Below are 25,979 nucleotides of genomic sequence, written 5' to 3'. Positions count from 1 at the left end.
CTCCCGCGGCCGCCACTCCACTGGCCGCCGCACTCGTCCGCCCCGCGTCCGCACGCGGCACCGGCGCCGCCGGCTCCCCCGGCGCTACCGCCCTCATGACGGCAGCCTCCGCGTGAACTCCTCGTGCCCCGGGGCGCTCAGCACGACCTCGTCCCCCTCCATCCTGGCCTTCACCAGCACCGCCGACAGATCCCGCTCCCCGGCCGCGCCCAGCGCTTCCGCCGCCGATCCGTACGCCCGCAGCCCGCGCAGCGTCGAGATCGTCGGCGGCAGCATCGTCAGCTCTCCCCGCTCGTAACCCGCGGCGGCCTCCGCGGGTCTGACCCACTCCGCGCGGTCGGCCTCCGTCGAAGCGTTCCGCGTGCGCTGGCCCTCGGGGAGCGCGGCGACGAAGAACCACGTGTCATACCGCCGGGTCTCGAACTCCGGGGTTATCCAGCGCGCCCAGGCGCCCAGCAGGTCGGTCCGCACGACCAGGCCGCGGCGGGCCAGGAAGTCGGCGAAGCCCAGCTCGCGGGCGACCAGCGCCGCGCGGTCGGCCTCCCAGTCCGCCCCCGTGGTGTCCGCCACGACCTCCGCCGCCGAGGCCCCGGCCAGCAGCACCCCGGCCTCCTCGAACGTCTCCCGCACCGCCGCGCAGACCACCGCCTGCGCCACCGGCTCCGCGACCTCCAGCCGCGCCGCCCACTGCGCCGGGGACGGCCCGGCCCAGGCCCCCGGATCCAGCGGGCGCTCGTCGCGCGGATCGACTCCCCCGCCCGGATAGGCGTACGCACCCGCGGCGAAGGACATGGAGGTCTTCCGCCGCAGCATGAACACCCACGGGCCGTCGGGCGCCGCGCCGCGCAGCAGCAGCACCGTCGCCGCGCGGCGCGGCGTGACGGGCGTCAGCTCGCCGCGGGCGAGCGCGCGGATCCGCTCGGCGGGCGGAACCCACCGGGCGTTCGCGCCGGCCGCAGCGTTCATTTCGGACATGACCGGGAGCCTACGGGCTGCCGACGACATGTTCGAGTGGGCAACTTCAGCCTGTGGACAACCGACCGTATGTGGATAACTCCGGCCGCGCCGCCGGCCCGGACACCCGTCCCGGCCGGACGGCCCGACGCCAGCCGCCCCCGGCTAGTCGCCCAGCTCCGCCTGGAACTCGATCTCCACCGGCGCGTCCAGCGGCAGCACCGCCACCCCCACCGCGCTCCGCGCGTGCACACCCGCGTCGCCCAGCACCTCGCCGAGCAGCTCGCTCGCCCCGTTGACCACGCCCGGCTGCGCCGTGAAGTCCGGCGCCGAGGCGACGAAGCCGACGACCTTCACGACCCGTACGACCCGGTCCAGGTCCCCGGCGACCGACTTGATCGCCGCCAGCCCGTTCAGCGCGCAACGCGCCGCAAGCTCCTTGGCCTCTTCCGGCGTGACCTCGGCCCCGACCTTCCCGGTCAGCGGCAGCGTGCCGTCGACCATGGGGAGCTGCCCGGCGGTGAACACGTACCGCCCGCTGAGCACCGCGGGCACGTACGACGCCAGCGGCGGCACGACCTCGGGCAGGCTGAGCCCCAGCTCCGCGAGCTTCGCCTCGACCCGCCCCGCCATCAGCTCTTTTCCCGCTTCAGATACGCCACGAGCTGCTCCGGGTTCGGCCCCGGCACGACCTGGACCAGCTCCCAGCCGTCCTCGCCCCACTGGTCCAGGATCTGCTTGGTGGCGTGTACGAGCAGCGGCACGGTCGCGTATTCCCACTTCGTCATGGGCCAGACTGTAGCCCGCCGCGCCCGGCCGCCGCTCGGGGCCGTCGGGCGGAGGCGGTCTGCTGAGTCGCGCGCCGAGGAATTAGGCTCGCGGACATGAGCGGGCTCCAAAGGCTGCACGTGGTGACCGGCAAGGGCGGGACCGGCAAGACGACCGTCGCCGCCGCCTTGGCGCTGGCTCTGGCCGCGGACGGCAGACGCACGCTGCTCGTCGAGGTGGAGGGGCGCCAGGGCATCGCCCAGCTCTTCGAGACCGAGCCGCTGCCGTACGAGGAGCGGCGCATCGCCTCGGCGCCCGGCGGCGGCGACGTGTTCGCGCTCGCCATCGACGCCGAGCAGGCCCTGCTGGACTACCTGCAGATGTTCTACCGGATGGGCAGCGCAGGACGCGCCCTGCGGCGCCTCGGCGCCATCGACTTCGTCACCACCATCGCCCCCGGTCTGCGCGACGTCCTGCTCACCGGCAAGGCGTGCGAGGCGGCCCGCCGCCAGGACAAGCACGGGCGGCACGTGTACGACGCGGTCGTCATGGACGCCCCGCCGACGGGCCGCATCACCCGCTTCCTGGGCGTCAACGCCGAGGTCGCCGGGCTGGCGAAGGCCGGGCCCATCCACAACCACGCGCGGTCCGTGATGCGGGTGCTGACCTCGGCCCGCACCGCCGTGCACCTCGTCACCCTCCTTGAGGACATGCCCGTGCAGGAGACCGTCGACGGCGTCGCCGAACTGCGCGAGGCCGGGCTGCAGGTCGGCGCCGCGGTGGTCAACATGGTGCGCCCGGCCCTCATGGACGAGGCGGAACTGGAACGCGCCGCGGCCGACCCCGCCGCGCTCGCCGCCGCGCTGTCCGCCGCCGGGCTGGGCGGCGCGAGCCGGGGCGCGCGGGCGGAGCGGCTGGTCGCACCGCTGCTGCGGCAGGCGCGCGAGCATACGGAGCGGCTGGCCCTGGAACGTACGCAACGAGCGGCGCTGGCGCGGCTGGAGCTGCCGCAGTACGAGCTGCCGCTGCTCACCGAAGGAGTGGATCTGGCCGGCCTCTACCGGCTGTCCGGCGAGCTGGGAAAGCAGTGGCCCCTATGAGCCTCGACACCGCGCCCCGGCTGGACGCCGACGCGCTCCTCGACGACCCGCAGACGCGCATCGTCGTCTGCTGCGGCGCCGGCGGCGTCGGCAAGACGACGACGGCCGCCGCCCTCGGCGTACGGGCCGCAGAGCGCGGCCGGCGCGTCGTCGTCCTCACCATCGACCCGGCGAAGCGGCTGGCGCAGTCCATGGGCATCGACGCCCTGGACAACAGCCCGCGGCAGGTCGAGGGCATCGAGGGGCCCGGCGAGCTGTACGCCATGATGCTCGACATGAAGCGCACCTTCGACGAGATCGTCGAGGCGCACGCGGAGGGCGACCGGGCCCGCGCCATCCTGGAGAACCCCTTCTACCAGTCGTTGTCGGCCGGCTTCGCCGGCACGCAGGAGTACATGGCGATGGAGAAGCTGGGCCAGCTGCGCGCCCGGGACTCCTGGGACCTGATCATCGTGGACACCCCGCCGAGCCGCTCCGCGCTGGACTTCCTGGACGCGCCGAAGCGGCTGGGCTCCTTCCTCGACGGGCGCTTCATCAGACTGCTGACCGCGCCGGCGAAGGCGGGCGGCCGGGCGGGGATGAAGTTCCTGAACGTCGGGATGTCGATGATGACGGGCACGCTCGGCAAGCTGCTGGGCGCCTCCCTGCTGCGCGACGTGCAGACGTTCGTCGCGGCGATGGACACGCTCTTCGGCGGCTTCCGCACGCGCGCGGAGGCGACGTACCGCCTCCTTCAGGCGCCGGGCACGGCCTTCCTGGTGGTGGCGACGCCGGAGCGGGACGCGCTGCGGGAGGCGGCGTATTTTGTCGAACGGCTCGAAGCGGACCGGATGCCGCTGGCGGGTCTGGTGCTCAACCGGGTGCACGAGAGCGGCGCCGCGCAGCTGAGTGCGGAGCGGGCCCTGGCGGCGGCGGAGACGCTGGACGAGCGGGGCGTGGACGACGCGGGCTCCGGCGCGAAGAGCGCGGGGGCGGCGGGTACGGACACGGCGAGCACCGGCGGCACGGACACCGCGGACACCACGGGCGGCACCGGCGGCACGGACAGCACCGGCACGGAGGGTGCCGCGGCGCTGCTGCGGCTGCATGCGGAGCGGATGCAGGTGCTGGCGCACGAGCGCCGCACGCGGGACCGCTTCGCGGCCCTGCACCCGGAGGTTCCGGTGACCCAGGTCACCGCGCTGCCGGGGGACGTCCACGACCTCGCGGGGCTACGGGACGTGGCCGAGCTGCTGACGGCACAGGAGGCGCCGGGCGCGTAGGCCGGAGCACGCGTGGGGGAGCGTAGCGGGGGCGTACGGCGCACGTCGGCGCTCGGGCCCGTAGCGGCGGCAACGGGCGCAGGAGAGGCTCACGACGGGGCTCGCGGCGGTCTCACGACGGACGCGCGGGCAGGCTCACGCGGGGCCCTGGGCCCCCGGAGCCCGGTCAGCCCGCAGCGACCGGAAGCTCCTCCGCCGCGCGCAGCGCGTCCTCGTGCAGGGCGCCTTCGTGCAGCGGCGTCCCGGCGCTCTCGTACTCCTCGCGCGCCGTCTCCAGCAGTCTTCGCCACGACGTGACCGTCGGCCGGCGGCGCAGCAGCGCGCGCCGCTCGCGCTCCGTCATGCCGCCCCACACGCCGAACTCGACGCGGTTGTCGAGCGCGTCGGCGAGGCACTCGGTGCGCACCGGGCATCCGGTGCAGACCGCCTTGGCTCTGTTCTGTGCCGCGCCTTGCACGAACAGTTCGTCCGGATCGGCAGTGCGGCAGGCTGCCTGTGCGCTCCAGTCGGTAACCCAGCTCATGCTGGCGCCGTCCTCTCCCGAATTGAGGCTCCCCCACGGCGGCAAAGGGCATATGCACCGTTGCCAGTTGAGGACGTTACGGAAGGAGTGCGGCCACGCAACACCCCCGTCAGGCCCAAAGTTGAATGGCCCGAACGGACTATGCGTACGCACCAGATCACCCACCGGAGTGAGCCCTCCCGGCCAAGGATGATCCGGTCAAAGCAGGCAGTTCGCCCGCTCGACATCGGCCCCGGGGGCGTCACATGTCGTCAATTCGGTCAAGCCTCATCACCCACAGGAGTGAATCAAGGGACGAGCTGGACCGCGGCCGGTGGTGATGGCCGAAAACAGAGTAGGCGAACAGACGGGCGGCTGTCCGGGGAATCAGAAGTTAGGGTGGGCCCCATGGCCTACAAGCGCCCGGGCGGCGGACTCACCGCCACGCAGCAAGCCGCGAAGTTCCTCGGCGTCAGCGTTCTCGCAGGCTCCGTGCTCGCGGGCCTCGCGCTGCCCGCCGCCGGCCTGCTGGGCCTGACGGCCAAGGGCACGGTCTCGGAGTTCGACGACATCCCCGCCGACCTCAAGCGCCCGCCGCTCAGCCAGAAGACGACCATCCTCGACAGCAAGGGCGGCCATCTGGCCGACGTCTACTCGCGCAACCGCACGGTCGTCGAGTTCGACGACATCGCGCCGGTGATGCGGCAGGCGATCGTCGCGATCGAGGACGAGCGGTTCTACGAGCACGGGGCCGTCGACCTCCAGGGCATCCTGCGCGCGCTCAACAGCAACGCGCAGTCCGGCACGGTCTCCGAAGGCGCCTCCACGCTCACCCAGCAGTACGTGAAGAACGTCTTCGTCGAGGAGGCGGGCAACGACGCCGAGAAGGTCGCCGAGGCCACCCGGCAGACACTCGGGCGCAAGATCCAGGAGCTGAAGTACGCGATCCAGGTCGAGAAGGAGCTGACCAAGGACGAGATCCTGGAGAACTACCTGAACATCGCCTTCTTCGGCCAGCAGGCGTACGGCATCGAGGCCGCCGCCGAGCGCTACTTCAGCAAGTCCGCCGACAAGCTGACCCTCGCCGAGTCCGCGATGCTCGCCGGCATCGTGCAGTCCCCGAGCCGGTACGACCCGATCAACGACCCGGAAGAGGCCGAGAAGCGCCGCAACACCGTGCTGCGGCGCATGGCCGGCAACGACTACGTCACGCGGACCGAGGCCGACAAGGCCATGAAGGAGCCGCTGGGCCTCAAGGTCAGCCAGCCGCGCAGCGGATGCACCACCGCCGTCAGCGGCGCCGGGGCCTTCTGCGACTACGTGCGCGAGGTACTCCTCAAGGACAAGGGCTTCGGCAAGACGCGGGAGCAGCGCCTCATGCGCTGGAACCGCGGCGGCCTGACCATCCGCACCACCCTCGACCCGACGGCCCAGAAGTCCGCCAACGAGTCGATCAAGAGCCACGTCTACCAGGACGACAAGGTCGCCACCGCCGTGAGCATGGTGGAGCCCGGCACCGGCAAGATCCGCGCGATGGGGCAGTCCAGGCCGTACGGCTCGGGCAAGAACGAGCTGATGTTCAACCTGTCCGTGGAGAAGTCCATGAACGGGTCCAACTACGGCTTCCAGGTCGGCTCCACCTTCAAGCCGTTCACGGCCGCGGCGGCGCTGGAGAAGGGCGTGCCGAACACGAAGGTGTACCCGTCGCCGAACGAGATGCCCTATCCGAGCCCGGTGACGACCTGCCAGGACGGCAAGGACTGGGTCAACACCGAGGGCTCCGACGTCGCGAACGAGACGGAGGAGGAGGTCGGCCCGTACAGCATGCGCGAGGCCACCGCCAAGTCCATCAACACCTACTTCGTCGACCTCATCTCGGACATCGGCATCTGCCCGGTGAAGGAGCTGGCGCAGAGCATGGGCGTCATCCGGGGCGACGGCAAGGAGCTGGAGGAGTCCCCCTCGCTCACCCTCGGCGGCCAGACCATCTCGCCGCTGGCGATGGCCGGCGCGTACGCGACCTTCGCCAACCGCGGCGAATACTGCAGCCCGATCGCCATCGAGTCGATCAAGGACGCCAAGGGCAAGAAGATCCCGGTGCCGAAGTCGCGCTGCAATCGCGCCATGTCGGAGAAGACGGCCGGCACGATCAACACCCTGCTGTCGGGCGTCGTCGAGGACGGCACCGGCCAGGAGGCGGGGCTGACCGGGCGCGACAACGCGGGCAAGACCGGTACGACGGACGAGCGGAAGGCCGCCTGGTTCGTCGGCTACACCGCGGACCTCGCCGGCGCGGTGTGGGTCGGCGGGCCCACCGACGACGTCTCCATGGAGAACATCCAGATCGGCCCGACGTACCACGCCCGCGTCTTCGGTGGCGCGGTCCCCGGCCCCATCTGGCGCGACGCCATGGACGGCGCCCTGGCGGGCAAGACGTCGCCGCCGCTGTACAAGGTCCCGGTCGCGGCGGACCGCCCGGACAAGGGCAGGGGCGACGATGACGACGACGAAGAGGACGACGACAAGCCGGAGAACCCGCTCGGCGGTCTCCTCGGTGGCAACAACGGAAACGGCGGCGGGAACGGCGGCCCGGGCGGCCCCGGCGGCGGCACGGTCGACGGCGGCGGGACCCTCGACGGGGGCTCGCTGGACGGCGGCTGGTCGGACGGCGGCGAGACCGGAGGCTGGCCGGACGGCAGGTGAGGGGCGCCCCCCGCGAGGGCCGGCGCAGCACCTGGCGGCGGCAGCCCCGGAGGTCACCCCGGGACCGGGACCACCCCCGGGTCCCGCGGCCGGTCACCCCCCGGCGAGAGCCCGCTTGACGGCGGCGGCCACGCGCCCGCCCTCGGCCCGCCCGGCGACCTTGGGGTTCACGATCTTCATCACGGCGCCCATGGCCCGCGGCCCCTCGGCGCCGCCCGCCTTCGCCTCGGCGACGGCCTCCTCGGCCAGCGCGGCCAGCTCCTCGTCACCGAGCTGCTTCGGCAGGTAGTCCGCGAGCACCTCGCCCTCCGCGCGCTCCCGCTCGGCGGACTCCGTACGACCGCCCTGCGCGAACGCCTCCGCGGCCTCGCGCCGCTTCTTGGCCTCGCGGGTGATCACCTTCTGCACCTCGTCGTCGGAGAGAACCCGCGCCTCCTTGCCGGCGACCTCCTCCTTCGTGATCGCGGTGAGCGTCATACGGAGGGTGGCGGCGCGCAGCTCGTCCCGGCCCTTGATGGCCGCCGTGAGGTCGTCCTGCAGCTTCGACTTGAGCGTGGTCATGGTCGGAGTCTCCCATGCCGCCCCGACAGCCCGCCGACGCCGCGGGATCCGGCCCCGGGCCACCCGTACCCCGCACCTCTGCGACGATAGGAGGATGCGCGCGCGATACGGAGTGCCCCTGGGTCTGGCCGCTCTCTCGGCCGGCGGCGTCGCCTACGCGGCCGTGGTCGAACCCCGCGCCTTCCGGGTCCGCCGGGTCACCGTCCCCGTACTCCCGGAAGGCATGCACCCGCTGCGCGTGCTGCAGATCTCGGACATCCACATGGTCTCCGGCCAGCAGGCGAAACGGCGCTGGCTGCAGTCCCTGGCGGGCCTGCGGCCGGACCTGGTGGTGAACACCGGCGACAACCTGTCGGACCCCGACGCGGTGCCGGAGCTGCTGGACGCGCTGGGCCCGCTGATGGAGTTCCCCGGCACGTACGTCTTCGGCTCGAACGACTACTACGCCCCGACCTTCCGGAACCCCGGCCGCTACCTGATCGAGAAGGCCCGCGGCATACACGGCCTCAACGGCCGCAACCGCCTCCGCCACAACGTCCCCCGCAACCCCTGGGAGGGCATGCGCGACGCCTTCGACGCGGCGGGCTGGGTGGGCCTGGACAACAGCCGCGGCCGGCTCAAGCTGGACAGCGGCGCGGTCCTGGGCCTGACGGGCCTGGACGACCCGCACATCAAGCACGACCGCTACACCGCGGTCGCCGGCGGCCCCGACCCGGAGGCGGACTTCTCCCTCGCCCTGGTCCACGCCCCGTACCTGCGCGTCCTCGACGCCTTCACGGCCGACGGCTACCCCCTGATCCTCGCCGGCCACACCCACGGCGGCCAGCTCTGCATCCCCTTCTACGGCGCCCTGGTGACCAACTGCGACCTGGACACCAACCGCGTCAAGGGCCTCTCCACCCACACCGCCGGCTCCCACCGCGCGGCCCTCCACGTCTCCGCCGGCTGCGGCGCCAACCGCTACACCCCCCTCCGCTTCGCCTGCCCCCCGGAAGCCACCCTCCTCACCCTGACCCCCACCCCCGGAAACGAATTTCACCCGACCCGCCCGGGTGGGCTACAGTAGTGCTCGCAGTCACGGGGTGTGGCGCAGCTTGGCAGCGCGCTTCGTTCGGGACGAAGAGGTCGTGGGTTCAAATCCCGCCACCCCGACAGCAAAGCACCAGGTCAGGGGCTTGATCCGTTTGATGGATCGGGCCCCTGAGTGGTTTCCGGAGATCGTTTCGGGAGAGTTCCGGGTGAGGTCTCGAACGGCTCCTGGCAGGCGTGGTCTCCGGCGTCGCCGGCGCAGCGTCGCGTGCGGCCGGCCGTCGCTCAGTGGTTCGGCGGGGAGCGGCAGTTGAGCGGTCAGGCCGGGTTCTCCACGGTGGCGGCGAGGAACTTGATGATCTCCTCGGCGCCGGTGCGGGTGGTCTTTCTGTCGTTCTCTTCGGGGTCGTCGCCGCGCGAGCGCATGTAGATGATCTTGATGAAGAGATTGCTGTCCCGGAACGCGGCGCTGGTGGAGTTGAAGCTGTGGAAGACGTCGCCGCCGACGGTCTTGTCGATGCTCTCCTTGTCCACGCGGATGACGGCCTCGTCCCCGATCTCGCCGGGCATTCCCAGGCTGACGTACGATTCCCCGCCCAGGGACTCCCTTCCCTTCTCCTCTTCCATGTGCGCCCGCGCCTTGCCGGTGGCGCCGAATCGGTATGCGTAGACGATCACGTGGCCGTCGACCGGTACCGACGCGAGTTCGTCCGTGTCCCACTCGCACGAGCGGTAGCCGGCCTTGTCGCTGAACTCGCCGGGGCGCGGCTGCTCCACCAGCCCGCCCAGCAGCGCGTCCTTCGACAGTGCGCCGCAGACGTCCGGGATGCTCTTGAAGCCGACGGGCGGCGGGGTGGATTCCTGTGAGGCGCCCAGGTCGTCGTCGCCGTTTCTGTCGGCGTCGTCGGTGAGGAGGATTGCCGCGCTGGCGGTCACGGCGGCGGTCAGGACAAGTGCCGGAACGGCGACTCGTGCCTTCCGGAAGGCGGGGCGGGGCGTTGCCGGTGGCGCGTCGGGGGCGGCGTCCTCGCTCGCCTCCCGGGTGGGGTCCACGGGAGGGAGCGGGGTCGTGGTGCCCGGCCTCGTGCCCGGCCGCGTCCGGTCGTCCGCCGGGCCGGTGGGTTCCGCCGCGCCGTCGAGCCGGCGCAGTGCCTCGGCCACGTCGGCGGCGTTGCCGTAGCGCTGGTCGGGCTCCTTGCGCAGCAGCGTCAGCACCAGGTCGTCCCAGCCGGCCGGGACCGAGGGGGCGAGTGTGCCGGGGGCGGGTGGTTCGAGGGTGAGGTGGGCGGAGAGGTAGCCGACGGCGTCGGGGGCCTCGAAGGGGAGCCGCCCGGTGATCAGCTCGAAGAGCAGGCAGCCGAGCGTGTACAGATCACTTCGTGGCTCCGCGTGGCCACGGGCCTGTTCGGGTGCCATGTACGAGGGCGTGCCCACGATGTAGCCGGTCCGGGTGAGCCGGTCGGAGGTGGCGTACGGGTCGGCGGCACGGGCGACACCGAAGTCGAGGACCTTCGCGGTGCCGGACGGGGTGATGAGGACGTTGGAGGGTTTGATGTCGCGGTGCATGACGCCCATGCCGTGGGCTTCGGCGAGCGCGTCGCATATCTGCGCACCCCAGCGGGCGGCGTCCGGCAGATGCACGGGTCCGCGGCGCAGTGTCACGTCCAGGCCCTCGCCCCGGACCAGCTCCATCACCAGGAACGGGATTCTGGACCCGCCGTCGCCGGCCTCGCCGAGGTCGTGGATGGTGACGATGTTGGGGTGTTGCAGGCGGGCGGTGATGCGTGCCTCGCGCAGGAACCTGGCGCGGGCCTCCTCGCCGCGGCTTCCGCCGCCGCTGAGCAGGGAGACGACCTTGACGGCGACGGGCCGGTCCAGCGTCTCGTCCCTCGCCTCCCACACCTGGCCCATGCCGCCTTCACCGAGCTGCCGCACCAGCCGGTAGCGCCCGTCGAAGAGCTCGTCCCGCACTGTCGCCTCCCCCCGTCGCGAACCACCCGATGCCGAAAGGGCGTGACGACGATCATGGCGCAAAGACGCTTCCGCCAGAGCCGATAGCCGAAAAACCCGGGCGAGGCCCCCGGGATTCGAGCGTGATCTCTCACGTCCCAAGCGGTCGGTCCGGTGGCCTCGCGGGGCCGGTCCGCCGGGGTTTCACAGCACCCTGCGGAAGCCGGGCAGCCGTCGTATGCGGTCGGCCAGCGGGAAGCTGATCAGGAGCGCGAGCGCGGCCACCAGGCCGAAGGACAGGGGCGCTTGGAGGCCGCTGCCGCTGAGGGCGAATTGCAGGGCGACGACGACGGGGACGTGGACGATGTAGACCGTGTACGAGGCGGAAGAAGCCGCCCGGGACAGGCGGTTGCCGGCCGTCAGCCGCTCCCGGAAGAGGACGAGCAGCCCGGTGATCAGGGCTGTGCACAGGGCGCTTTCGTACGCGGACCAGAGCAGCGAGGGGCCGTTCGCGCCGCCGGGGCCGAAGAAGCCGGCATCGGAGCCGACGGCGAACAGCACCGCCGTCAGCGCGGCTCCGATGCCCAGCCAGATCCAGCCCACCCGGGCCGGAAGCCGGTTGAGCCAGTCCTGGCGGAACGCGACGATGCCCAGGGCGAAGAACGTGGCGTACTGCGCCACCCGGGCCGGCTCGACCTGGATGAAGTCCAGGAAGGGGATCCACTCGTCGAGGGGGTAGCGCAGCCGTATGGCGAACGTCGCGGCGGTCACCGCGACGGTGAGCAGGACCAGCGACCCGTGGCCGGGCACCGGGCCCCGGGCCGGCCGGGCGCCGGTACGGGGACGGGGACGGTGCCGGTGCAGCAGCCGGGCGGCCTGCCGGCACAGCAGGTAGAGCACGCTGTAGGCCAGCAGGTTCTGGATGAACCACAGGTGCCCGAACTGCAGGTCCGGCCAGGACGGGCCGCTCCAGTCGGCGGGCTCCTCGCCGAGGCCCAGGTAGACGTCGGTGAAGTAGCGGGGGAACGAGATCGCGGGGTAGTCGCGGTAGCGGACGTAGTACGCGTACATCAGACCCGGGACGAGGGTCAGCGCGCCGACGACCACGGGGATGCCCAGCCGCTTGAGCCGCCCTGTGAGGAACGGCCGGCCGCCGCGGCGGTCGTAGGAGGCCGGCACGAAGTAGGCGGAGATGAAGAAGAACAGGCTCATGAAGAACGCGCCGTCGAACGCGGACAGGGTGCCCAGCACGCTGGTGCGCGGCTGGTTCTCCACGTACCACCAGTCTGCGGGGCCGTACGCCTGGGCCGCGTGGTGGACGACGACCAGGGCGATGAGGGCGATGCGGAGGTTGTCCAGCCAGTCCAGGCGCCTGGCCGGCGCGAGTGTCGAGGTATCCATGCGTTGAGGATGCTCAACACGTGTACACCTCGCGATGGTGCTAGCCCCCCTCTTGCCCCCCGAGCGCCCGCTCCGGGTGCGCGAGCAGGCCCCGGGCGAGCAGCCGCTGGTTGGCGGCGCTCCGTGCCGCCAGCACCTCGGGGTCGAACATCGGACGGTCGAGGTTGGGCTGCATCACGGGCTCCAGCAGCAGCGGGCCCAGGATCAGGCACAGCATCTGGAACGGCGCCCACTCCTCGTCCGCGCCGTCCGCGAGCCCGCCGGCCCGCCGGCTCAGCCGTTCCAGCTCCGCGCCCGCGCCCCGCAGCAGCCGGCCGAACAGCCCGGCGCTCGCCTCGCCGTCCTCGGCGAGCGCGTGCCGCAGATAGCCCCGCAGCACCGGGTCCGCGCCGAACAGCCGCGCCGAGACCTCGCCGAGCGAGACCATCAACGCCTGCGGCCGGGGCTCTCCCGGTGCCGGTTCCAGTTCGCTCAGCGCCGTACGGATCCGCTCCAGCACATCCGCGTCCACCGCCGCCCGCAGCCCGTCCCTGGAGCCGAAGTGCCGGGTCACCAGGGCGGGCGACAGCCCCGCCCGCGCCGCCACGGCCCGCGTGGACGTCGCCTCGAACCCGCGCTCGGCGAACAACTCCAACGCCGCCCGCCGCAGCCGAGCCCGCCCGGTCAGATCCCCCTGCGCCACACCGTCCATGCCCCCGCACACTACGGGGCAGCCGCTGCGCGGGGGATCACGGAATCCCTGCCCGGACGCCGCCACCCTCCCCTCGGTGTACGGACCGCATGCCCGAGCGGCGCCGCGGCGTTCTCACGGCGGCCGGGGAGAGCGCCGCCGGGCGGGCGTACCGGTCAGCCCTCCTCGTCCTCCTCGCCCTCGAAGAAGTCCCCGACCTCGTCGATGACTTCGGCCGCCGCCCAGCCGCCCACCGCCCCGACGGCCAGCCCCGCCGCCCCCGCGGCCACCACCGCACCGGCCCCGGGGCCATGGCCGCCCTCGTGCGGGTGCTTGCCCTGCCCGTACGGCGAGGGGTGGCCGCCGTGGCCGGCACCGGACAAGGCCCCGCCGGGGAGGCCGCCGCCCGGCTGGGCGAGGGCGGAGCGGTGGTCGACCAGCTGCCGGATCCAGTCGTCGACCTCCGTGCTCCAGTCGCGGTCCACGGCACCGTCGTGCCGGACGGCGTGCCGGGCGAGCGCGTCGTGCCCCGCGGCGAAGAGGCCGCCGCGCTTGTCGGCCTCCAGCACCACCTCCATCCGGGCCGGGTCGGCGAGGAAGGTCACCTCCAGCTCGGCGAGGGCGTGGGAGTACTGGGGAGCCGCGTACAGCTCGATCTCCTGGTAGAACGGCAGCGTCTGCCCGGTGCCGGGGATGTGGCCGAACTCCAGGTCCGCCGACTTGAAGGCGAAGCCCAGTTGCCCGAGCGCCTCCAGCACCGCCTCCTGGGCGGGCAGCGGCCGTACCGTGAGCGGGTCGAGGTCGCCGGCGTCCCTGGCCCCGGCCACCGCGAGCTCGGTGCGTACGCCCAGGACGACGCCCAGCTCCTGCCCGTACAGCTCGGTGATCGGGGTCTCCCACGGCACCGGGAGGCTGAACGGGAGGGCGGCGTACTCCCCTTCGGCCAGCCGGAGTCCGTGGCCGACCACGGCCCGGTGGAAGACCACCGCGCCCTCGTGCTCGCCGTCGTCGCTCTCGGCCTCCACCCGGGCGACGAACTCGACCGAGATGTGCTCGATCTCCGCGTCGGCGCTGCCGCCTTCCAGGTGCACCTGCCCGGTCAGCGCGCCGCCGGGGACCACCGGTCCGCCGTCCAGGACCGTGTCCACCTTCGGTCCGCCGACGCCCAGTGCACCCAGCAGCCGTTTGTACACCATCGTGGTGTTCCCCTTCTCCGTGTCACGTCTCGTTCCGTCCCGGCGGCCCGCTCCACCGGGCCGCCGTCAGAACTACCCCGAAAGGTAAAGGGTTTCCCAAAGACGGTGGGTGAACGGCTACATTCAGCCGGACGGAGCAACACGTGCCCGGCAGCCGCGGCGCGGAGCGGCCGGCCGGTGGGCGTGGCCGGCACGGCCGGTCGGCGTGACTAAGGTGTCCGGACGTCCGGCGCCGTACGCTGCCGGGGCGACACCGCCATGAGGGGAGCTGCAGTTGTCCGCCACATCCACGGACGCCCGGCCCGGGCTGCCGCGGGGCGGTGAGCGGTGAGCACCGCCCTCGGCCTGCTGGCCGTGCTCGTCCTCACCGCCGGCACGGGCTACTTCGTCGCCCAGGAGTTCGCCTACGTCTCCGCGGACCGCATCGCCCTGACCCGCGACGCCGAAGCCGGCGACCGGCGGGCGGCCCGGGCGCTGCGGGTGCTGGAGCGGCTGTCGTTCATGCTCTCCGGGGCGCAGCTCGGCATCACCGTCACCGGCCTGGTCGTCGGCTTCCTGGCGGAACCGGCACTGGCCGAGCTGGTGCGACCGGCGCTGACCGGTCTCGGCGTACCGGAGTCCGCGGTCGGCGGGATCGCGCTGACGGCGGCGTTCGTGCTGGCCACCGTGGTGCAGATGGTGCTCGGGGAACTGGCGCCGAAGAACCTCGCGCTGGCCGTCCCGGAGCGGCTGGCGAAGTCGCTGGCCTCCTCCACCCTGCTCTACCTCAAGGCCGTCGGCCCGGTGGTCGCCGTGTTCGACACGGCCGCGAACCGGCTGCTGCGCCTGGTGGGCATCGAGCCGGTCGAGGAACTGCACCACGGCGCCGGGCTGGAGGAGCTCGGCCATCTCATCGGCGAGTCGCACGAGCACGGTCAACTGCCGAAGGAGACCGCCGAACTGCTCGACCACGCCCTGGACTTCTCCGAGCACACGCTCACCGAGGTGATGGTGCCGCGCGTCAACGCCGCGTACGTACGCGCCGACGCCCCCGCCACCCGGGCCGTCGACCTCATCGCTGAGCTGGGGCACTCCGCGTACCCCGTGGTCGGCGACCGCGACGACGACGTGGTGGGCGTGCTGGGCGTACGCGAGCTGATGGGCCTGTCCGCCGAGCGCATCGCGGCGGCCCGCTGCGGCGAGCTGGCCCGGCGGCCCCTGCTGCTCCCGGACACCCTGCCGCTGCCGGGCGCGGTGGAGCGGCTGCGCGGAGCGGACACGGAGTTCGCCTGTGTACTGGACGAGCACGGCGGGCTGGCCGGCATCGTCACGTTCGAGGACATCGCCGAGGAACTGGTCGGCGAACTCGCCGACGAGACCGACCGCGTCGAGGCGGCGGCCATCCCGGACGGGACCGGCTGGATCGTCGACGCCGGCCACCGGCTGGACGAGATCGAGGAGGCCACCGGCATCCCGCTGCCGCAGGAGGAGGACTACGAGACGGTCGCCGGCCTCGTCGTGGACCGCCTCGGCCGCTTCCCCACCGTCGGCGACCGCCTCACCGTCGTCCTGCCCGACGGCGGCCGGGCCGCGCTCGACGTCCGCGGCCTCGACCGCCATGTGCCCAAGCGCGTACGCCTGGAGCGGCTCGGCGACGCCGTCGCGGACCGGTCCGGGGACTCCCCGAAGGAGGGCACCGCGTGAGCCTGCCCCTCGCCCTGTTCGTCACCCTCCTGCTGCTGATCGGCAGCGGCTTCTTCGTGGCCGCCGAGTTCGCGCTCGTCGCCGCCAAGCGCCACCGCGTGGAACGGGCCGTCGCCGACGGGCGGCGCGGCGCGAAGTCGGCGCTGGCCGGGATGCGTGAGCTGTCGCTGATGCTCGCGGGCGCCCAGCTCGGCATCACTCTGTGCACGCTGGGCCTGGGGGCGGTGTCCAAGCCGGCGATCTCGCACGAACTGGACCCGCTGCTGCACGACCTGGGTCTGCCGTCCGCCCTCAGCTACGGTGTCGCCTTCGCCGTCGCCATGTTCGTCGTGGTGTTCCTGCACATGGTGCTCGGCGAGATGGCCCCCAAGTCGTGGGCCATCGCCCACCCCGAGTCCTCGGCGATGCTGCTCGCCCCGGCCTTCCGTGCCGTGACCCTGGTCGTCCGGCCGCTCATCCGGGTACTGAACACGATCAGCAACGGTCTGGTGCGGCTCGCCCGCGTCACCCCCCGCGACGAGATCGCCTCCGTGCACAACCGCGAGCAGCTCACCGCCCTGATCACCGAGTCCCGGCGCCTCGGACTCATCGACGCCGCCGACTCCGCGCTGCTCACCCGCTCGCTGACGGAGCCCCAGACCCCCGTACGCGACCTCCAGGTGCCCGCCGACGCCATCGACGCGGTGCCCGCCGCCGCCGACGTCGGCACCGCCCTGGCCGCCGCCGCCACCGCCGACCGCACCCGGCTGCTGGTCCGCGACGGCGCGGACATCGTCGGTTCGCTGCACGCCCGCGACGCCCTCGTCGCCCGCGCCCGCGGGCGCGCGGTCACCGCCGGCGCCCTCGCCCGGCCCGTACCCGAACTGCGCGAGGACGACACGGCCGCGCACGCGCTGGAGACGCTGCGCCACCGCCGGGCCACCCTCGCCGTCGTACGCGACGGGGGCGGCCGGCTCACCGGACTGGTCAGCCTCGACGACCTCCTCGACCGCCTGCTCCAGCCCACCGCCACCTGACGGCCGGGGGCACCGGACCCGGTCCGCCGGGCGGGGCCTTCGCGGGTGCTTTCCTGATCGTTTTCCGGGCATGCCTCAGGTGTTCTCGCCGGGCCGCCGTCGACGAAGGGACCGCGCGTGGAGAGCATCACCAAGAACAGGCAGTCCCCCGCCGCCCTGCGGGCCATGGTCGGGCGCGCCTACGGCGCCGACCGGGTCCCCGACGGGGACGGGTGGGCCGCCGAGCTGGGGCACGGGTGGTTCAACGTCGCGTACCGCATCCGGCTGCGGGACGGGGCCGAGGTCGTGGTGAAGGTCGCCCCGCCGCCGCAGGTGGAGGTGATGACGTACGAGCGCGGCGCCATGGCGGTCGAGCTGCGCATGCTGGAGCTGCTGCGGACGCGTACCTCCGTGCCGGTTCCCGCCGTCGACTTCGCCGACCGGAGCCGCGAGGTGTGCGACGCCGACTACTTCTTCATGCCGTACATCGACGGCGACAACCTCGGCGTCGTCGCGGAGCGCCTCCCCGGTGCCGCGCGCGACTCCCTGATGGAGCAGGTCGGCGCGGCCAACCGGGAGATCAACTCCGTCCGCGGGGACGCCTTCGGGCCGCTCGCCGGGTCCGGGGGGCCGAGCTGGCGGGCGGTGTTCACCGGCATGGTCGAGGACGTCCTCGCCGACGGTGAGCGCCGGGGCGTCGACCTCGGCTGGGACTACGGCGCCGTCCGTGCCGTCTTCGACGCGCACGCCGGCAGCCTCGACGAGGTGACCGAGCCGCGCCTCGTCGAGTGGGACCTGTGGGCCGGCAACGTCATGGTCCGCGACGGCAGGATCGTCGGCGTCATCGACCACGAACGCGCCTTCTTCGGCGACCCGTTGATCGAGTCCGGCTTCGCGGGCACCCAGCTGGCGGCCTTCGGGCACCCGGAGCCCTTCATGCGCGGGTACGGCCATCCCGAGCTGACCGGCACCCAGCGGGTGCGCCGCCGCCTGTACTGCCTGCATCTGATGCTGATCATGGTCATCGAGACCGTGTACCGCGGGCACACCGACAGCAAGCAGTACGACTGGGCCCGTATCCGCCTCGACGAGGCCATGGCACTGTTCGGCCGCACCCGGCGCTGATCTCGCCCCGCTCACTCACGGCGCACGCGCCGCTCCAGCCCGTATGCTGGACATGCGGAGCGATGGCGCGTCTCGGCGAAGGGGAACGGCGTGGCGGACGTCTTCATCTCCTACGCGGCCGAGGACCGCGCGTGGGCAGGGGAACTGGCGGCGGGGCTCCGGCGCAACGGGGTGCGGGTCTTCTTCGACGAGTGCAGCCTGCTGCCCGGCGACGTCGTCGTCCATCAGCTGGAAGCGGCCATCCGCCGCTCCACGCACGGCATCCAGGTGCTCAGCCCGGTGGCCGTGCACAAGCCCTGGGTGCTCCAGGAGTACGCGGCGCTGCTGACCGCCTCGACGGAGCGCGGGCTGCGGCTCATTCCCGTACTCCACAGCGACGTCGACATCGGTGCGCTGCCTTTCGCCGCCACCCGATTATGGGTCGACTTCCGGGACGCCGCCGGGCAGGCCTTCCACGACAAGGTGGGGGAGCTGGCCCGGGTGATCCTGGGCGAAGGGGCCCGCGGCGACGGCGAGTCGGAGGCCATGGCGCTACGCGACCGGGCCGCCCGTTCCGTCGACGTGCCGGCGGAGCCCTCCTTCGTCGTCTGCTACGCGCGTCAGGAAAGCGACTACGCGCGCCGGCTGCTGCCCGCGCTGTCCCGGGCCGGCCTTCCCGTATGGTCCATCAGCCATCTGACGTGGGGCGACGATGTGCTGTCGACGATACGCGCGCAGATCCGGCACGCGCTGGGGATCGTCGTCCTGATGTCCCCGGAGGCCGAGAACTCCGAGGACATCACCCGGGAAATCCTGGAGGGGCAGCGCCACAGCCGCCCTTTCTTCCCCATTCTGGTCCGGGGCGACCGGCACTTCCTGCTGGCGAGCACCTGGCATTTCGACGCCCGTACGGGCTCACTCCCCGGGTACGTGGAACTCGATCTGCTCCGCCGGCTCCGGGACTCGGGGCTAGCGGTCGCGCCGGCTCCCGACCGGAGTGATGCGGCTGCGGCCCGGCCGGCCGCGCCGCCGGTCGCCGTGCCTGACTCGCCCTCCCCTGCCCCGGTCCCTGCCGCGAGCCTCCTTCCCGACGCCCCTGTCCGCGCTCAGCTCGGTGCGCTGCTCGCCGAGCACGAGTGGGAGCACGCCGACGTGCTCACCACCGCCCTGATCCTGCGGGCCGTCGACCGGCTGGAGAGCGGCTGGCTGCGGCGCGGCGACGGGCGGCGGCTGCCCGCCGGGCTGCTGCGCGAAGTGGACGCCGTATGGACGGAGTTCTCGGACGGCAGGTACGGATTTCGGCCACAGCGGGAAAGGGCGCGTCCCGCGAGTGCGCGGCACCGGGATTTCCTGGCACTCTCGTTGGCGTACGGCTGGCGTGGTTCGGTCGAGGACGCCGTCTCGGAATACCGCGCGTTCACCGGTCCCGACCGGCCCCCGGGGTTCTTTCCCACGCTCCGCAACCCCCAGAACGAGCGCTATCCGGACTGGTACGACCAGTGGACCGAAACCGTGCTTGCCGTACACCTGCGTATGCGAGCGGAGGGCGGAGTCGAATGATCACCGTGTTACTCGTGGTGCTTGTCGTCGTGGCCGTCGTATTCGTCGTCCTGGTCGCCCTGGCCCGGCCCGAGCGGAATTCCGCCGCCGGCCCCAGGAACCGGTCGGGCTCGCCCGCGCCGCCCCGCCCTCCGCGCTCCGGCGGCCCGCGGATCAACTTCGGCGTGCACGTGGTGCCCGCGGGCAAGGTCGGCATCGTCACGCGCCGCTTCGGCCGCGGGGATCCGGAGAGGCGCTTCAAGTACGTCACGCCGCACCGGGACGGCCGCGGCGTACATGCCCGCGTGCTGCTCCCGGGCCGGGCCTACTGGCTTCCTCCCCTGCTCTACCGGGTCAGGATGGCGCCGCGGACGTACGTGCCTGCGGACAAGGTCGGTCTCGTGACGGCACGCGAGGGCGCCAGGCGGCCCGCGCAGCGCACGCTGGGCCGGCGGGTGGAGTGCGACTGCTTCCAGGACGGCGAGGCATTCCTCCGTGACGGCGGCGAGCAGGGCAGGCAGATCGCGGTTCTGCCGGGCGACTCCTCGTACGACATCAACAGGGAGCTCTTCGACGTCGAGTTGGCTCCCCGGACGTATGTGGAGCCGGGGACGGTGGCCCTCGTCATCGCGAAGGACGGCAATATCCGGCCGCCGGACCGGCCTTTCGGCCGGTATGTGGAGTGCGACAACTTCCAGGACGGCGAGGCTTTCCTCCGCGAGGGCGGCGAGCAGGGCAGGCAACTGGCCATCCTCACGGGCGGGTCGTACTACAACATCAATCCGGACCTCTTCGAGGTCATCACCACGGCCACCGTTGGCGGCACCCGGCAGGACGGACTCACCGCGGACCACCTGAAGGAAATCGCCATCCAGATCGGCGAGACCGGGGTCGTGGTCACCCTGGACGGCGCGGAGGCCAGGAAGGACGAACGCCCCATCGGGCCGATCATCCCGGGCCACAGCAACTTCCGGCTGCCCTGGGAGTTCCTCGCCAGGGGCGGGCAGCGGGGCGTGCAGGAGGAGACGCTGGGCGAGGGTTCCGTATACGCCCTGAACCCCTGGTTCGTGCGCGTCGTGCTCATTCCCACGCGCACCCTCGTCATCGAGTGGACGAAAAAGGAACGCTCGCCGAGCAATTACGACGCGGCGCTCCGGCCCATCCTGGTGAACGTCCAGGGGCACCGGCTCCAGGTGGACATCTCGCAGACCCTGGAGATCCCGGAGCCGGCCGCGCCCACGCTGGTCAGCCGGTTCGGCGGCGCCCACACCTCGCGCCTGGGCGGGCTCGTGGACGACCCCCTTCCGGTGCAGCGGTTCGTGGAACGGGTGCTGGGGGGCATGGTCGAGACGTACTTCAACGCCATCGCCTCCGCCTCCACGGTGGAGGAGTTCCTCAGCATGTACGCGAGTACCCGGACGGACCTCTCCTCCCAGGTACGCAACGCGCTCGCCGCCTGGGGAATCGAGGCGCGGGGGACGACACTGGGCGAGTTCGAGTCCTCCGACCCCGAACTCGACCGGGCGCGGCGGCGGCTCGCGGACAAGCAGATGGAGACCCGCGAACTGGAGGCGGAAGAGGAGGCCTCGGTCATCCGGGAGCGTATCCGCGACCGCGAGCGGCGCGGCGAGCGGGAGGACCGGATGCTGGAGACGGTGGTGCTGGAGCGGAAGATCGAGGTCCTGGGCCGCGACACCATCGCCATGGAGATGTTCCTGCGCCAGCTGAAGGACATGGGCGTACCGGAAGTCGTCAGCGGCAACGCGAACGAACTGCTGCGGCATCTTCCGCTGCAACGCGCCCTCGAACTGGTCGAAAGCGCCCAGCGGCACGCCAGGAAGGCGTCGCTGGTGAAGGGCGCCGAGGCCATGGGGGTCCTGGACGCGGTGGGTGCGGTGGACACGGTGGACGCGGTGGAAACCGTCGATATCGCGAGGGAGGAGGAAGACGGTTCAGCCGTGCTGTAACGCCCGGACGATCTGCTCCAGTCTGCGCGTGTACGCGTCGTCGTCCACGTCGCGGAAATCCGCGCTGAACCGCGTACGCGCGAACTCGGGCAGGACCGCGTCGCCGGCCAGGACGGGGATGAACAGCCTGCCCGACTCGATCGAACGCTCCATCAGCGCCGCGTACTCCTGGAGCGCCCACCCGTCGTCCGCCGACCGCGCGCCGAAGACCAGCAGCCCGTGCGCGGAGTCGCGGATGGCCTGCTCGACGGCGTGCACCCGCACGCCGCCCGGGGCGCGCACCACCTCGTCGTCGGCCACGCGCAGCCCGTACGCGCGCAGCCGGCCCGCGAAGGTACGCGCCCAGTCGGCGTCGGCGGGGCTGTGGGACACGTAGACGTCGTACGCCGCGGCGCCCTCGGCGGCGGCCCGTTCCGGTTCGGGGGCGGTGACCTGGGCGGGCGGGGGGCGGCGGCGGGCGGCACGCCCGCGGACGGAGACGTAGGCGAAGTACGTGCCGACGACACCGGCCAGGGTGCCCACCGCGGTGAGGACGAACTCCGCCATGCCCATCCCAGCAGGCTAGCCATCGTCGGCCGGTGCCGCACCGCACCGTTTAGGCTGGCGGGTTCACGTCGGGCCGGGGGTAGGGCTGTGGGGGGCGGATGACGGAGGCGCGGGAGGGCTGGGTACGGGTCCCGGTGGGCGAGGACGCCCGGCGGTGGGCCTCCCGGGGGCGGTGCCGGCGGGTGCTGTTCGTCGTGCACAACGTCACGTCGGCCACCCGGTTGCTGGACGTGATGCCGCTGTTCGACGACGACCTGCGGGTGCAGATGCTGGCGACCTGCACGGGATCGTCGCCGTTCCAGGGCGGCGTCGGCGAACTGCTGGCGGCGGTGGGGGTGCCGGTGCTGCCGTGGGAGCAGGCGGTCCGTACGCCCGTCGACCTGGCCGTCTCCGCAAGCCTCGGTGGCCAAATAGGCGCATTGAGTGGCAAATTGGCAGTTCTGTCACATGGCGTTGGATACACTAAGAGGCTCAGGTCGCCGGTCGCCGGTCGCCGGTCGCCGGTCGCCGGTCGCCGGTCGCCGGTCGCCGGACGCCGGGCTCCCGTCTTCGGATTGGCGCCGGAGTGGCTGCTCGACGACGGGCGGCCCGTGGCCGACGCTTTCGTGCTCTCGCATCCCGAGCAGGCCGAGCGCCTGCGCGAGTCCTGTCCCGAGGCGGCCGGGGCCGCGGTGCTGGCGGGGGATCCGTGCTTCGACCGGATGCTCGCCGCCCGCCAGTACCGCGACAGGTTCCGGCGGGCGTTGGGCGTACGCGGCGGGCAGCGGCTCGTCGTGGTGTCCGCCACCTGGAACCCGGAGGGGCTGTTCGGCGACGGCGGCGCGGGCGACGTGCTGCCGGACCTGCTGCCGCGGCTGACGGGCGAACTGGCCGCCGACGAGTACCGGGTGGCGGCCGTCCTGCACCCCAACATCTGGCAGGGCCACGGCCCCGGGCAGGTGCGGGCCTGGCTCGACGGCGCCCGGCGCGGCGGGCTGGCCCTGGTCGACCCGCTCGGCGGCTGGCGGCAGGCGCTGCTCGCGGCGGACGCCGTGCTGGGCGACCACGGAGCGGTGACGTACTACGCGGCGGCCCTCGGCGTGCCCGTGGCGCTGGCGGCGGCGCCGCTCGACCACGTCGACCCGCGGGCCCCGCTGGCCGGCTTCCTCGCCGACTCGCCGCGGCTGGACCCGTACGCGCCGCTGCCCGCGCAGCTCGACGCACTGATCGCCGGCCACCGGCCGCAGCCGGGGCCGGCGCGGTTCACCTCGTCGGTGCCCGGGGAGTCCGCGGCGCGGCTGCGGGAACTCTTCTACGGGCTCATGGAACTGCCCGAACCCGAGCGGCCGGCGCTGCTCGAACCGCTGCCGCTGCCCGCGCACGAACCGGTCCGGCGCAGCGCGCCGATGCGCGTGCTGACCCGGCTGCTGCCCGCCGGAGCCGGCGGGGCCGCCCCGGGCGCGGGCGTCGTGGAGGTGCGCCGTTGGGCCGACCCCGCGTACGAGCCCGGCGGCGACGGCGCCGTGCACACCGGCGTGCACACCGCCGTGCCCGAGGACACCCGCGACCCCGGCCGCCGCGACCTCGCCGACGTCATCCTCCGCGACGGCGCGCCCGACGACCCGCGCTTCGGCTCACCGGCCGCCTGGTGCGCGGAGGTCCTGCGGCGGTACGCGCACTGCGCGTTGGCCGCCTACGTCACCGGCCCCGGCGACTGCACCGTCCGCACTCGCGACGGCGGCATGCTCGCCCTCACCGGCGACCCCGGGGCCGCCGGCGCCGACCCCGCGGCCTACGCCTCCGCCCTGCACGCCTGGCTCGCGGCGGGCCGCGGCGCAGCCGCCCTCGCCGAGCACGGCCTGCTGGTCCGTACCGGCGCGAGCGAGCACCGCGTGCGCGTCGCCCCGCTCAGAGCGTGACGCAGCGCGCCCGCACGGACCGCGCGTAGGCCAGCGGGTGGTCGGCCTTCTGCGCGTCCAACAGGGCTATGGCCTCGTCGATCAGCGGCAGGGCCGCGGCGGGTGCGGCGGCGAGCACGTGGGTCTCGGCGAGATCGGTCAGAGCACGCGCGCGGTTGTAGTCGTCGCCGATGGCCTCGAAGGACTCCACGGCCGTACGCAGCAGAGCGCCCGCCTCCCCGAACCGCCCCGCGCCGCGCAGCGCGCGCCCCCGGTGGCGCTCGATCAGCGGCAGGGCCCGGGCCAGGTCGGCGTGCCCCTCGTCGCCGGGGGAGATGGTCCCGTACAGCGCGTGCGCCTCGTCGAAGAGCGTCAGCGCCTCCGGCCACTCCCACTGCCGCAGCCGCAGCAGGCCCAGCGCCTCGACCACCGAGGCGTGCCCGCGTATATGGCCCGCCGCCCGCTCGTCCTCGGCCGCGGCCCGGAACTCGGCCTCGGCCTCCGCGTCCTCGCGCAGCTCCGTCAGGCTCATGGCCAGTTGGAAGCGCAGGGCCGCGCGGTCGCGGAGGCCGGTGGCACACGCCTCGCCGTCCGCCGCGGCGAGGCGTACTGCCGTGCGGAGGGCGGGGACGGCCTCGGCGTGCCTGCCGGCCTTGAGCTGCAGCGGCCACAGGGAGCGCGCGAGGCGGACGGCCGCTTCCCGGTCGCCGGCGTCCGCGGCGGCGTGCACGGCCTCGAAGAGGTTCGCCGCTTCCCGCACGAGGGTTTCGAGGGCCTCGGCCTTGCTCACGGGCGGGCCGGGCCTCGCGGGCCGCGGTACGCGCCAACTCTGCGGCAGCGCCCGGTGGGCGGCGTCCTCGGCGAGGTCCGCGTGGCCGCGTACGACACGGGCGACCGACGCGGCGCACGCCTGCGGGCCGTCCTCGTGCCGGGCGAGCAGCTCGGCGTGGCGGCGCACGGCGGGCCGGAAGCGGTAGCGCCCGGGGCCGGCGGGCTCCAGCAGGCCGCGGTCGGCGAGCACGCCGAGCAGCACCGGGGCGGTGGCCGGATCCGTCCGCGTCGCCCATGCGGCGGTCCCGGCGTCGACGTGGGGCCAGTCCCGTAAGGCCAGCAGGCGGAACACCCGTGCGGCGTCGGCGTCGAGCGCGCGGTAGGCCGACTCCGTGAGAGCCGCGACGGGCTCGGCGTCGCCGGCCCCCGGGCCGGGCGCGCCGTGCACCGACAGCAGCGGCGCCGCCGTCCGCAGTGCGTAGGGCGAACCCGCGCAGCGCACCAGCAGGTCCTTCGCCGCGTCCGGCGCCGCCGCCACCGCCTCGGAGCCGGCGAAGTGCGTGAGCAGCCGCCGGGCGTCCCTGGCCGCCAGCGGACCCAGCGGGACGGGCACCGCGTCCAGCCCCGGCAGCGGATGGCGGGCCGTCACGAGCGTGCACACCCCGGGTGCGGAGGTCAGCAGGGGGCGCACCTGGGCGGCGGAGTACGCGTGGTCGAGCACGACCAGCAGCCGCAGGTCGGCGACGAGCCGCCGCCACAACTCCAGCCGCTCGTCCGCCCCGTGCGGGTTCGCCTCCGCCGGCAGCCCCAGCTCGCGCAGCAGGCGGCCGGCGACCGCGGCGGGGCCGAGGGCGCTCCGCGCCGACCAGCCGTGCAGATCGACGTGCACCTGCCCGTCGGGGAAGTCCCCGGCGCGCCTGCTCCCCCAGTACAGCGCGGTGGCCGTGGTGCCGATCCCCTCCGGCCCGTGCAGCAGCGCGACCCGCGGCCGGCCGTCGAACTTGCGGTCCGCCTCGCGGTCCAGCAGCCGTAACGCCTGGCGCCGGTCGGTGAAGTGCCGCGTCGCGGCGGGCAGCCGGGGCGTACCCACGGGGCTGAGGCCGGGGGCCGTCGGGAGGGTGGAGGCGAAGCGCTCCCACATACGGGCGAGTTCGGGATCGCGCTCCGCGCCCTCTCGCAGCAGCGCGGCGACCCGCTCCACCTCCGCGGACCGCCGCGGCGCCGGCACCGGGCGGCCGACGGCCCTGCGCACGAGCGCGCCGGTGTTCTCCCAGGCCGCCCTGCCCGCCTCGTTGGCCATCCCCATGCCGATCGCGCCGAGCACACCGGAGATCGCGGCCAACGACACCGGATCCGTCATCACAGCCCCCTCCCCCTGCACGCCTCAGCGAGTCGGTACGA

General features: G+C 73.3%; 21 protein-coding genes and 1 tRNA gene. 11 read left to right on the top strand and 11 right to left on the bottom strand.

The genetic code is table 11. The features are described from left to right. Window positions 1–93 precede the first annotated feature (93 nt). The 3 genes from LG396_RS02390 to sp36 form a co-directional block, all read right to left on the bottom strand. Entirely contained in the window at window positions 94–966 is an 873-nt protein-coding gene (locus tag LG396_RS02390; RefSeq protein WP_225793630.1) for an NUDIX hydrolase, read from the bottom strand. Between the two features lie 153 nt (window positions 967–1,119). Beyond that, window positions 1,120–1,587: a RidA family protein gene (locus LG396_RS02385; RefSeq protein WP_018835837.1), complete on the bottom strand. Its 468-nt coding sequence runs from the start codon at window positions 1,585–1,587 to the stop codon at window positions 1,120–1,122. Continuing rightward, window positions 1,587–1,742 (bottom strand): Sp36 family protein, encoded by a 156-nt coding sequence (sp36, locus tag LG396_RS02380; RefSeq protein WP_018835836.1) that lies wholly within the window; start codon window positions 1,740–1,742, stop codon window positions 1,587–1,589. Before sp36 ends, LG396_RS02385 begins: the two co-directional genes overlap by 1 nt. Before the next feature lie 96 nt (window positions 1,743–1,838). Between sp36 and bagA the strand changes: the two genes are divergently transcribed. Both bagA and bagB read left to right on the top strand, forming a co-directional pair. Next, the gene (gene bagA, locus LG396_RS02375; protein ID WP_037753522.1) at window positions 1,839–2,822 is read left to right on the top strand and encodes an ATPase BagA; all 984 of its coding nucleotides are present in this window, start codon (window positions 1,839–1,841) and stop codon (window positions 2,820–2,822) included. After that, a complete protein-coding gene (gene bagB / locus LG396_RS02370; protein ID WP_225793371.1) occupies window positions 2,819–4,084 on the top strand; it encodes an ATPase BagB in 1,266 nt (421 codons plus the stop codon). Before bagA ends, bagB begins: the two co-directional genes overlap by 4 nt. Before the next feature lie 166 nt (window positions 4,085–4,250). Here the strand turns inward: bagB and LG396_RS02365 are convergent, their stop codons facing one another. Further along, window positions 4,251–4,607, bottom strand: coding sequence for a WhiB family transcriptional regulator (locus LG396_RS02365; protein ID WP_018841321.1), 357 nt, complete (start codon window positions 4,605–4,607; stop codon window positions 4,251–4,253). Between the two features lie 387 nt (window positions 4,608–4,994). Here LG396_RS02365 and LG396_RS02360 point away from each other — a divergent pair, with 387 nt between their 5' ends. Next, entirely contained in the window at window positions 4,995–7,289 is a 2,295-nt protein-coding gene (locus tag LG396_RS02360; RefSeq protein WP_225793370.1) for a transglycosylase domain-containing protein, read from the top strand. A gap of 93 nt (window positions 7,290–7,382) precedes the next feature. Here LG396_RS02360 and LG396_RS02355 read toward each other — a convergent pair whose 3' ends face one another. Then, window positions 7,383–7,850 (bottom strand): GatB/YqeY domain-containing protein, encoded by a 468-nt coding sequence (locus LG396_RS02355; RefSeq protein ID WP_037753513.1) that lies wholly within the window; start codon window positions 7,848–7,850, stop codon window positions 7,383–7,385. A gap of 94 nt (window positions 7,851–7,944) precedes the next feature. Here LG396_RS02355 and LG396_RS02350 point away from each other — a divergent pair, with 94 nt between their 5' ends. Together LG396_RS02350 and LG396_RS02345 are read left to right on the top strand one after the other, a co-directional pair. Further along, on the top strand, window positions 7,945–8,916 hold the full coding sequence (locus tag LG396_RS02350) for a metallophosphoesterase (RefSeq protein ID WP_225793369.1): 972 nt from the start codon (window positions 7,945–7,947) through the stop codon (window positions 8,914–8,916). Window positions 8,917–8,928: 12 nt separating this feature from the next. Then, a tRNA-Pro gene (locus tag LG396_RS02345) sits at window positions 8,929–9,002 on the top strand. 195 nt (window positions 9,003–9,197) lie between these two features. Here the strand turns inward: LG396_RS02345 and LG396_RS02340 are convergent. The 4 genes from LG396_RS02340 to LG396_RS02325 form a co-directional block, all read right to left on the bottom strand. Next, the gene (locus tag LG396_RS02340) at window positions 9,198–10,850 is read right to left on the bottom strand and encodes a serine/threonine-protein kinase (protein WP_225793368.1); all 1,653 of its coding nucleotides are present in this window, start codon (window positions 10,848–10,850) and stop codon (window positions 9,198–9,200) included. Window positions 10,851–11,033: 183 nt separating this feature from the next. Beyond that, window positions 11,034–12,230, bottom strand: a complete 1,197-nt coding sequence (locus LG396_RS02335) for an acyltransferase family protein (protein WP_225793367.1) — start codon at window positions 12,228–12,230, stop codon at window positions 11,034–11,036. 40 nt (window positions 12,231–12,270) lie between these two features. Continuing rightward, window positions 12,271–12,921: a TetR/AcrR family transcriptional regulator gene (locus LG396_RS02330; protein WP_018836649.1), complete on the bottom strand. Its 651-nt coding sequence runs from the start codon at window positions 12,919–12,921 to the stop codon at window positions 12,271–12,273. Between the two features lie 155 nt (window positions 12,922–13,076). Beyond that, complete coding sequence (locus LG396_RS02325; RefSeq protein WP_225793366.1) at window positions 13,077–14,096, bottom strand: sporulation protein; 1,020 nt, start codon at window positions 14,094–14,096, stop codon at window positions 13,077–13,079. A 327-nt stretch (window positions 14,097–14,423) separates the two neighbouring features. Here LG396_RS02325 and LG396_RS02320 point away from each other — a divergent pair, with 327 nt between their 5' ends. The 5 genes from LG396_RS02320 (at window position 14,424) to LG396_RS02300 (ending at window position 21,384) form a co-directional block, all read left to right on the top strand. Beyond that, on the top strand, window positions 14,424–15,779 hold the full coding sequence (locus tag LG396_RS02320) for a hemolysin family protein (RefSeq protein ID WP_225793365.1): 1,356 nt from the start codon (window positions 14,424–14,426) through the stop codon (window positions 15,777–15,779). Further along, window positions 15,776–16,795, top strand: coding sequence for a hemolysin family protein (locus LG396_RS02315; RefSeq protein ID WP_225793364.1), 1,020 nt, complete (start codon window positions 15,776–15,778; stop codon window positions 16,793–16,795). Before LG396_RS02320 ends, LG396_RS02315 begins: the two co-directional genes overlap by 4 nt. A gap of 117 nt (window positions 16,796–16,912) precedes the next feature. Beyond that, entirely contained in the window at window positions 16,913–17,899 is a 987-nt protein-coding gene (locus LG396_RS02310) for a phosphotransferase family protein (protein WP_225793363.1), read from the top strand. Window positions 17,900–17,989: 90 nt separating this feature from the next. Next, window positions 17,990–19,438, top strand: a complete 1,449-nt coding sequence (locus LG396_RS02305) for a TIR domain-containing protein (protein WP_225793362.1) — start codon at window positions 17,990–17,992, stop codon at window positions 19,436–19,438. Next, entirely contained in the window at window positions 19,435–21,384 is a 1,950-nt protein-coding gene (locus LG396_RS02300; protein WP_225793361.1) for an SPFH domain-containing protein, read from the top strand. The genes LG396_RS02305 and LG396_RS02300 overlap by 4 nt, the downstream gene beginning before the upstream one ends. Here the strand turns inward: LG396_RS02300 and LG396_RS02295 are convergent. Continuing rightward, complete coding sequence (locus LG396_RS02295) at window positions 21,370–21,936, bottom strand: toll/interleukin-1 receptor domain-containing protein (RefSeq protein ID WP_225793360.1); 567 nt, start codon at window positions 21,934–21,936, stop codon at window positions 21,370–21,372. The two genes, LG396_RS02300 and LG396_RS02295, sit on opposite strands and share 15 nt — an antisense overlap. Window positions 21,937–22,028: 92 nt before the next feature. Between LG396_RS02295 and LG396_RS02290 the strand changes: the two genes are divergently transcribed. Next, the gene (locus LG396_RS02290; RefSeq protein WP_225793359.1) at window positions 22,029–23,828 is read left to right on the top strand and encodes a hypothetical protein; all 1,800 of its coding nucleotides are present in this window, start codon (window positions 22,029–22,031) and stop codon (window positions 23,826–23,828) included. On the opposite strand, the gene LG396_RS02285 is transcribed toward LG396_RS02290, so the two are convergent. Continuing rightward, window positions 23,818–25,938, bottom strand: a complete 2,121-nt coding sequence (locus LG396_RS02285; protein ID WP_225793358.1) for a hypothetical protein — start codon at window positions 25,936–25,938, stop codon at window positions 23,818–23,820. The genes LG396_RS02290 and LG396_RS02285 overlap by 11 nt on opposite strands. Between the last annotated feature and the right edge of the window lie 41 nt (window positions 25,939–25,979).

Source organism: Streptomyces aculeolatus, assembly GCF_020400605.1.
In the GTDB taxonomy this organism is placed as follows: domain Bacteria; phylum Actinomycetota; class Actinomycetes; order Streptomycetales; family Streptomycetaceae; genus Streptomyces; species Streptomyces aculeolatus.
Note: the sequence above shows the minus strand (reverse complement) of the source record. Positions and strands in the feature narration are given on the sequence as shown.

What these genes read in the sequence shown, in the direction of transcription:
- LG396_RS02390 (WP_225793630.1), bottom strand. Translation starts at nt 966, where the DNA reads ATGAACGCTGCGGCCGGCGCGAACGCCCGGTGGGTTCCGCCCGCCGAG.
- LG396_RS02385 (WP_018835837.1), bottom strand. Translation starts at nt 1,587, where the DNA reads ATGGCGGGGCGGGTCGAGGCGAAGCTCGCGGAGCTGGGGCTCAGCCTG.
- sp36 (WP_018835836.1), bottom strand. Translation starts at nt 1,742, where the DNA reads ATGACGAAGTGGGAATACGCGACCGTGCCGCTGCTCGTACACGCCACC.
- bagA (WP_037753522.1), top strand. Translation starts at nt 1,839, where the DNA reads ATGAGCGGGCTCCAAAGGCTGCACGTGGTGACCGGCAAGGGCGGGACC.
- bagB (WP_225793371.1), top strand. Translation starts at nt 2,819, where the DNA reads ATGAGCCTCGACACCGCGCCCCGGCTGGACGCCGACGCGCTCCTCGAC.
- LG396_RS02365 (WP_018841321.1), bottom strand. Translation starts at nt 4,607, where the DNA reads ATGAGCTGGGTTACCGACTGGAGCGCACAGGCAGCCTGCCGCACTGCC.
- LG396_RS02360 (WP_225793370.1), top strand. Translation starts at nt 4,995, where the DNA reads ATGGCCTACAAGCGCCCGGGCGGCGGACTCACCGCCACGCAGCAAGCC.
- LG396_RS02355 (WP_037753513.1), bottom strand. Translation starts at nt 7,850, where the DNA reads ATGACCACGCTCAAGTCGAAGCTGCAGGACGACCTCACGGCGGCCATC.
- LG396_RS02350 (WP_225793369.1), top strand. Translation starts at nt 7,945, where the DNA reads ATGCGCGCGCGATACGGAGTGCCCCTGGGTCTGGCCGCTCTCTCGGCC.
- LG396_RS02335 (WP_225793367.1), bottom strand. Translation starts at nt 12,230, where the DNA reads ATGGATACCTCGACACTCGCGCCGGCCAGGCGCCTGGACTGGCTGGAC.
- LG396_RS02330 (WP_018836649.1), bottom strand. Translation starts at nt 12,921, where the DNA reads ATGGACGGTGTGGCGCAGGGGGATCTGACCGGGCGGGCTCGGCTGCGG.
- LG396_RS02325 (WP_225793366.1), bottom strand. Translation starts at nt 14,096, where the DNA reads ATGGTGTACAAACGGCTGCTGGGTGCACTGGGCGTCGGCGGACCGAAG.
- LG396_RS02300 (WP_225793361.1), top strand. Translation starts at nt 19,435, where the DNA reads ATGATCACCGTGTTACTCGTGGTGCTTGTCGTCGTGGCCGTCGTATTC.
- LG396_RS02295 (WP_225793360.1), bottom strand. Translation starts at nt 21,936, where the DNA reads ATGGGCATGGCGGAGTTCGTCCTCACCGCGGTGGGCACCCTGGCCGGT.
- LG396_RS02290 (WP_225793359.1), top strand. Translation starts at nt 22,029, where the DNA reads ATGACGGAGGCGCGGGAGGGCTGGGTACGGGTCCCGGTGGGCGAGGAC.
- LG396_RS02285 (WP_225793358.1), bottom strand. Translation starts at nt 25,938, where the DNA reads ATGACGGATCCGGTGTCGTTGGCCGCGATCTCCGGTGTGCTCGGCGCG.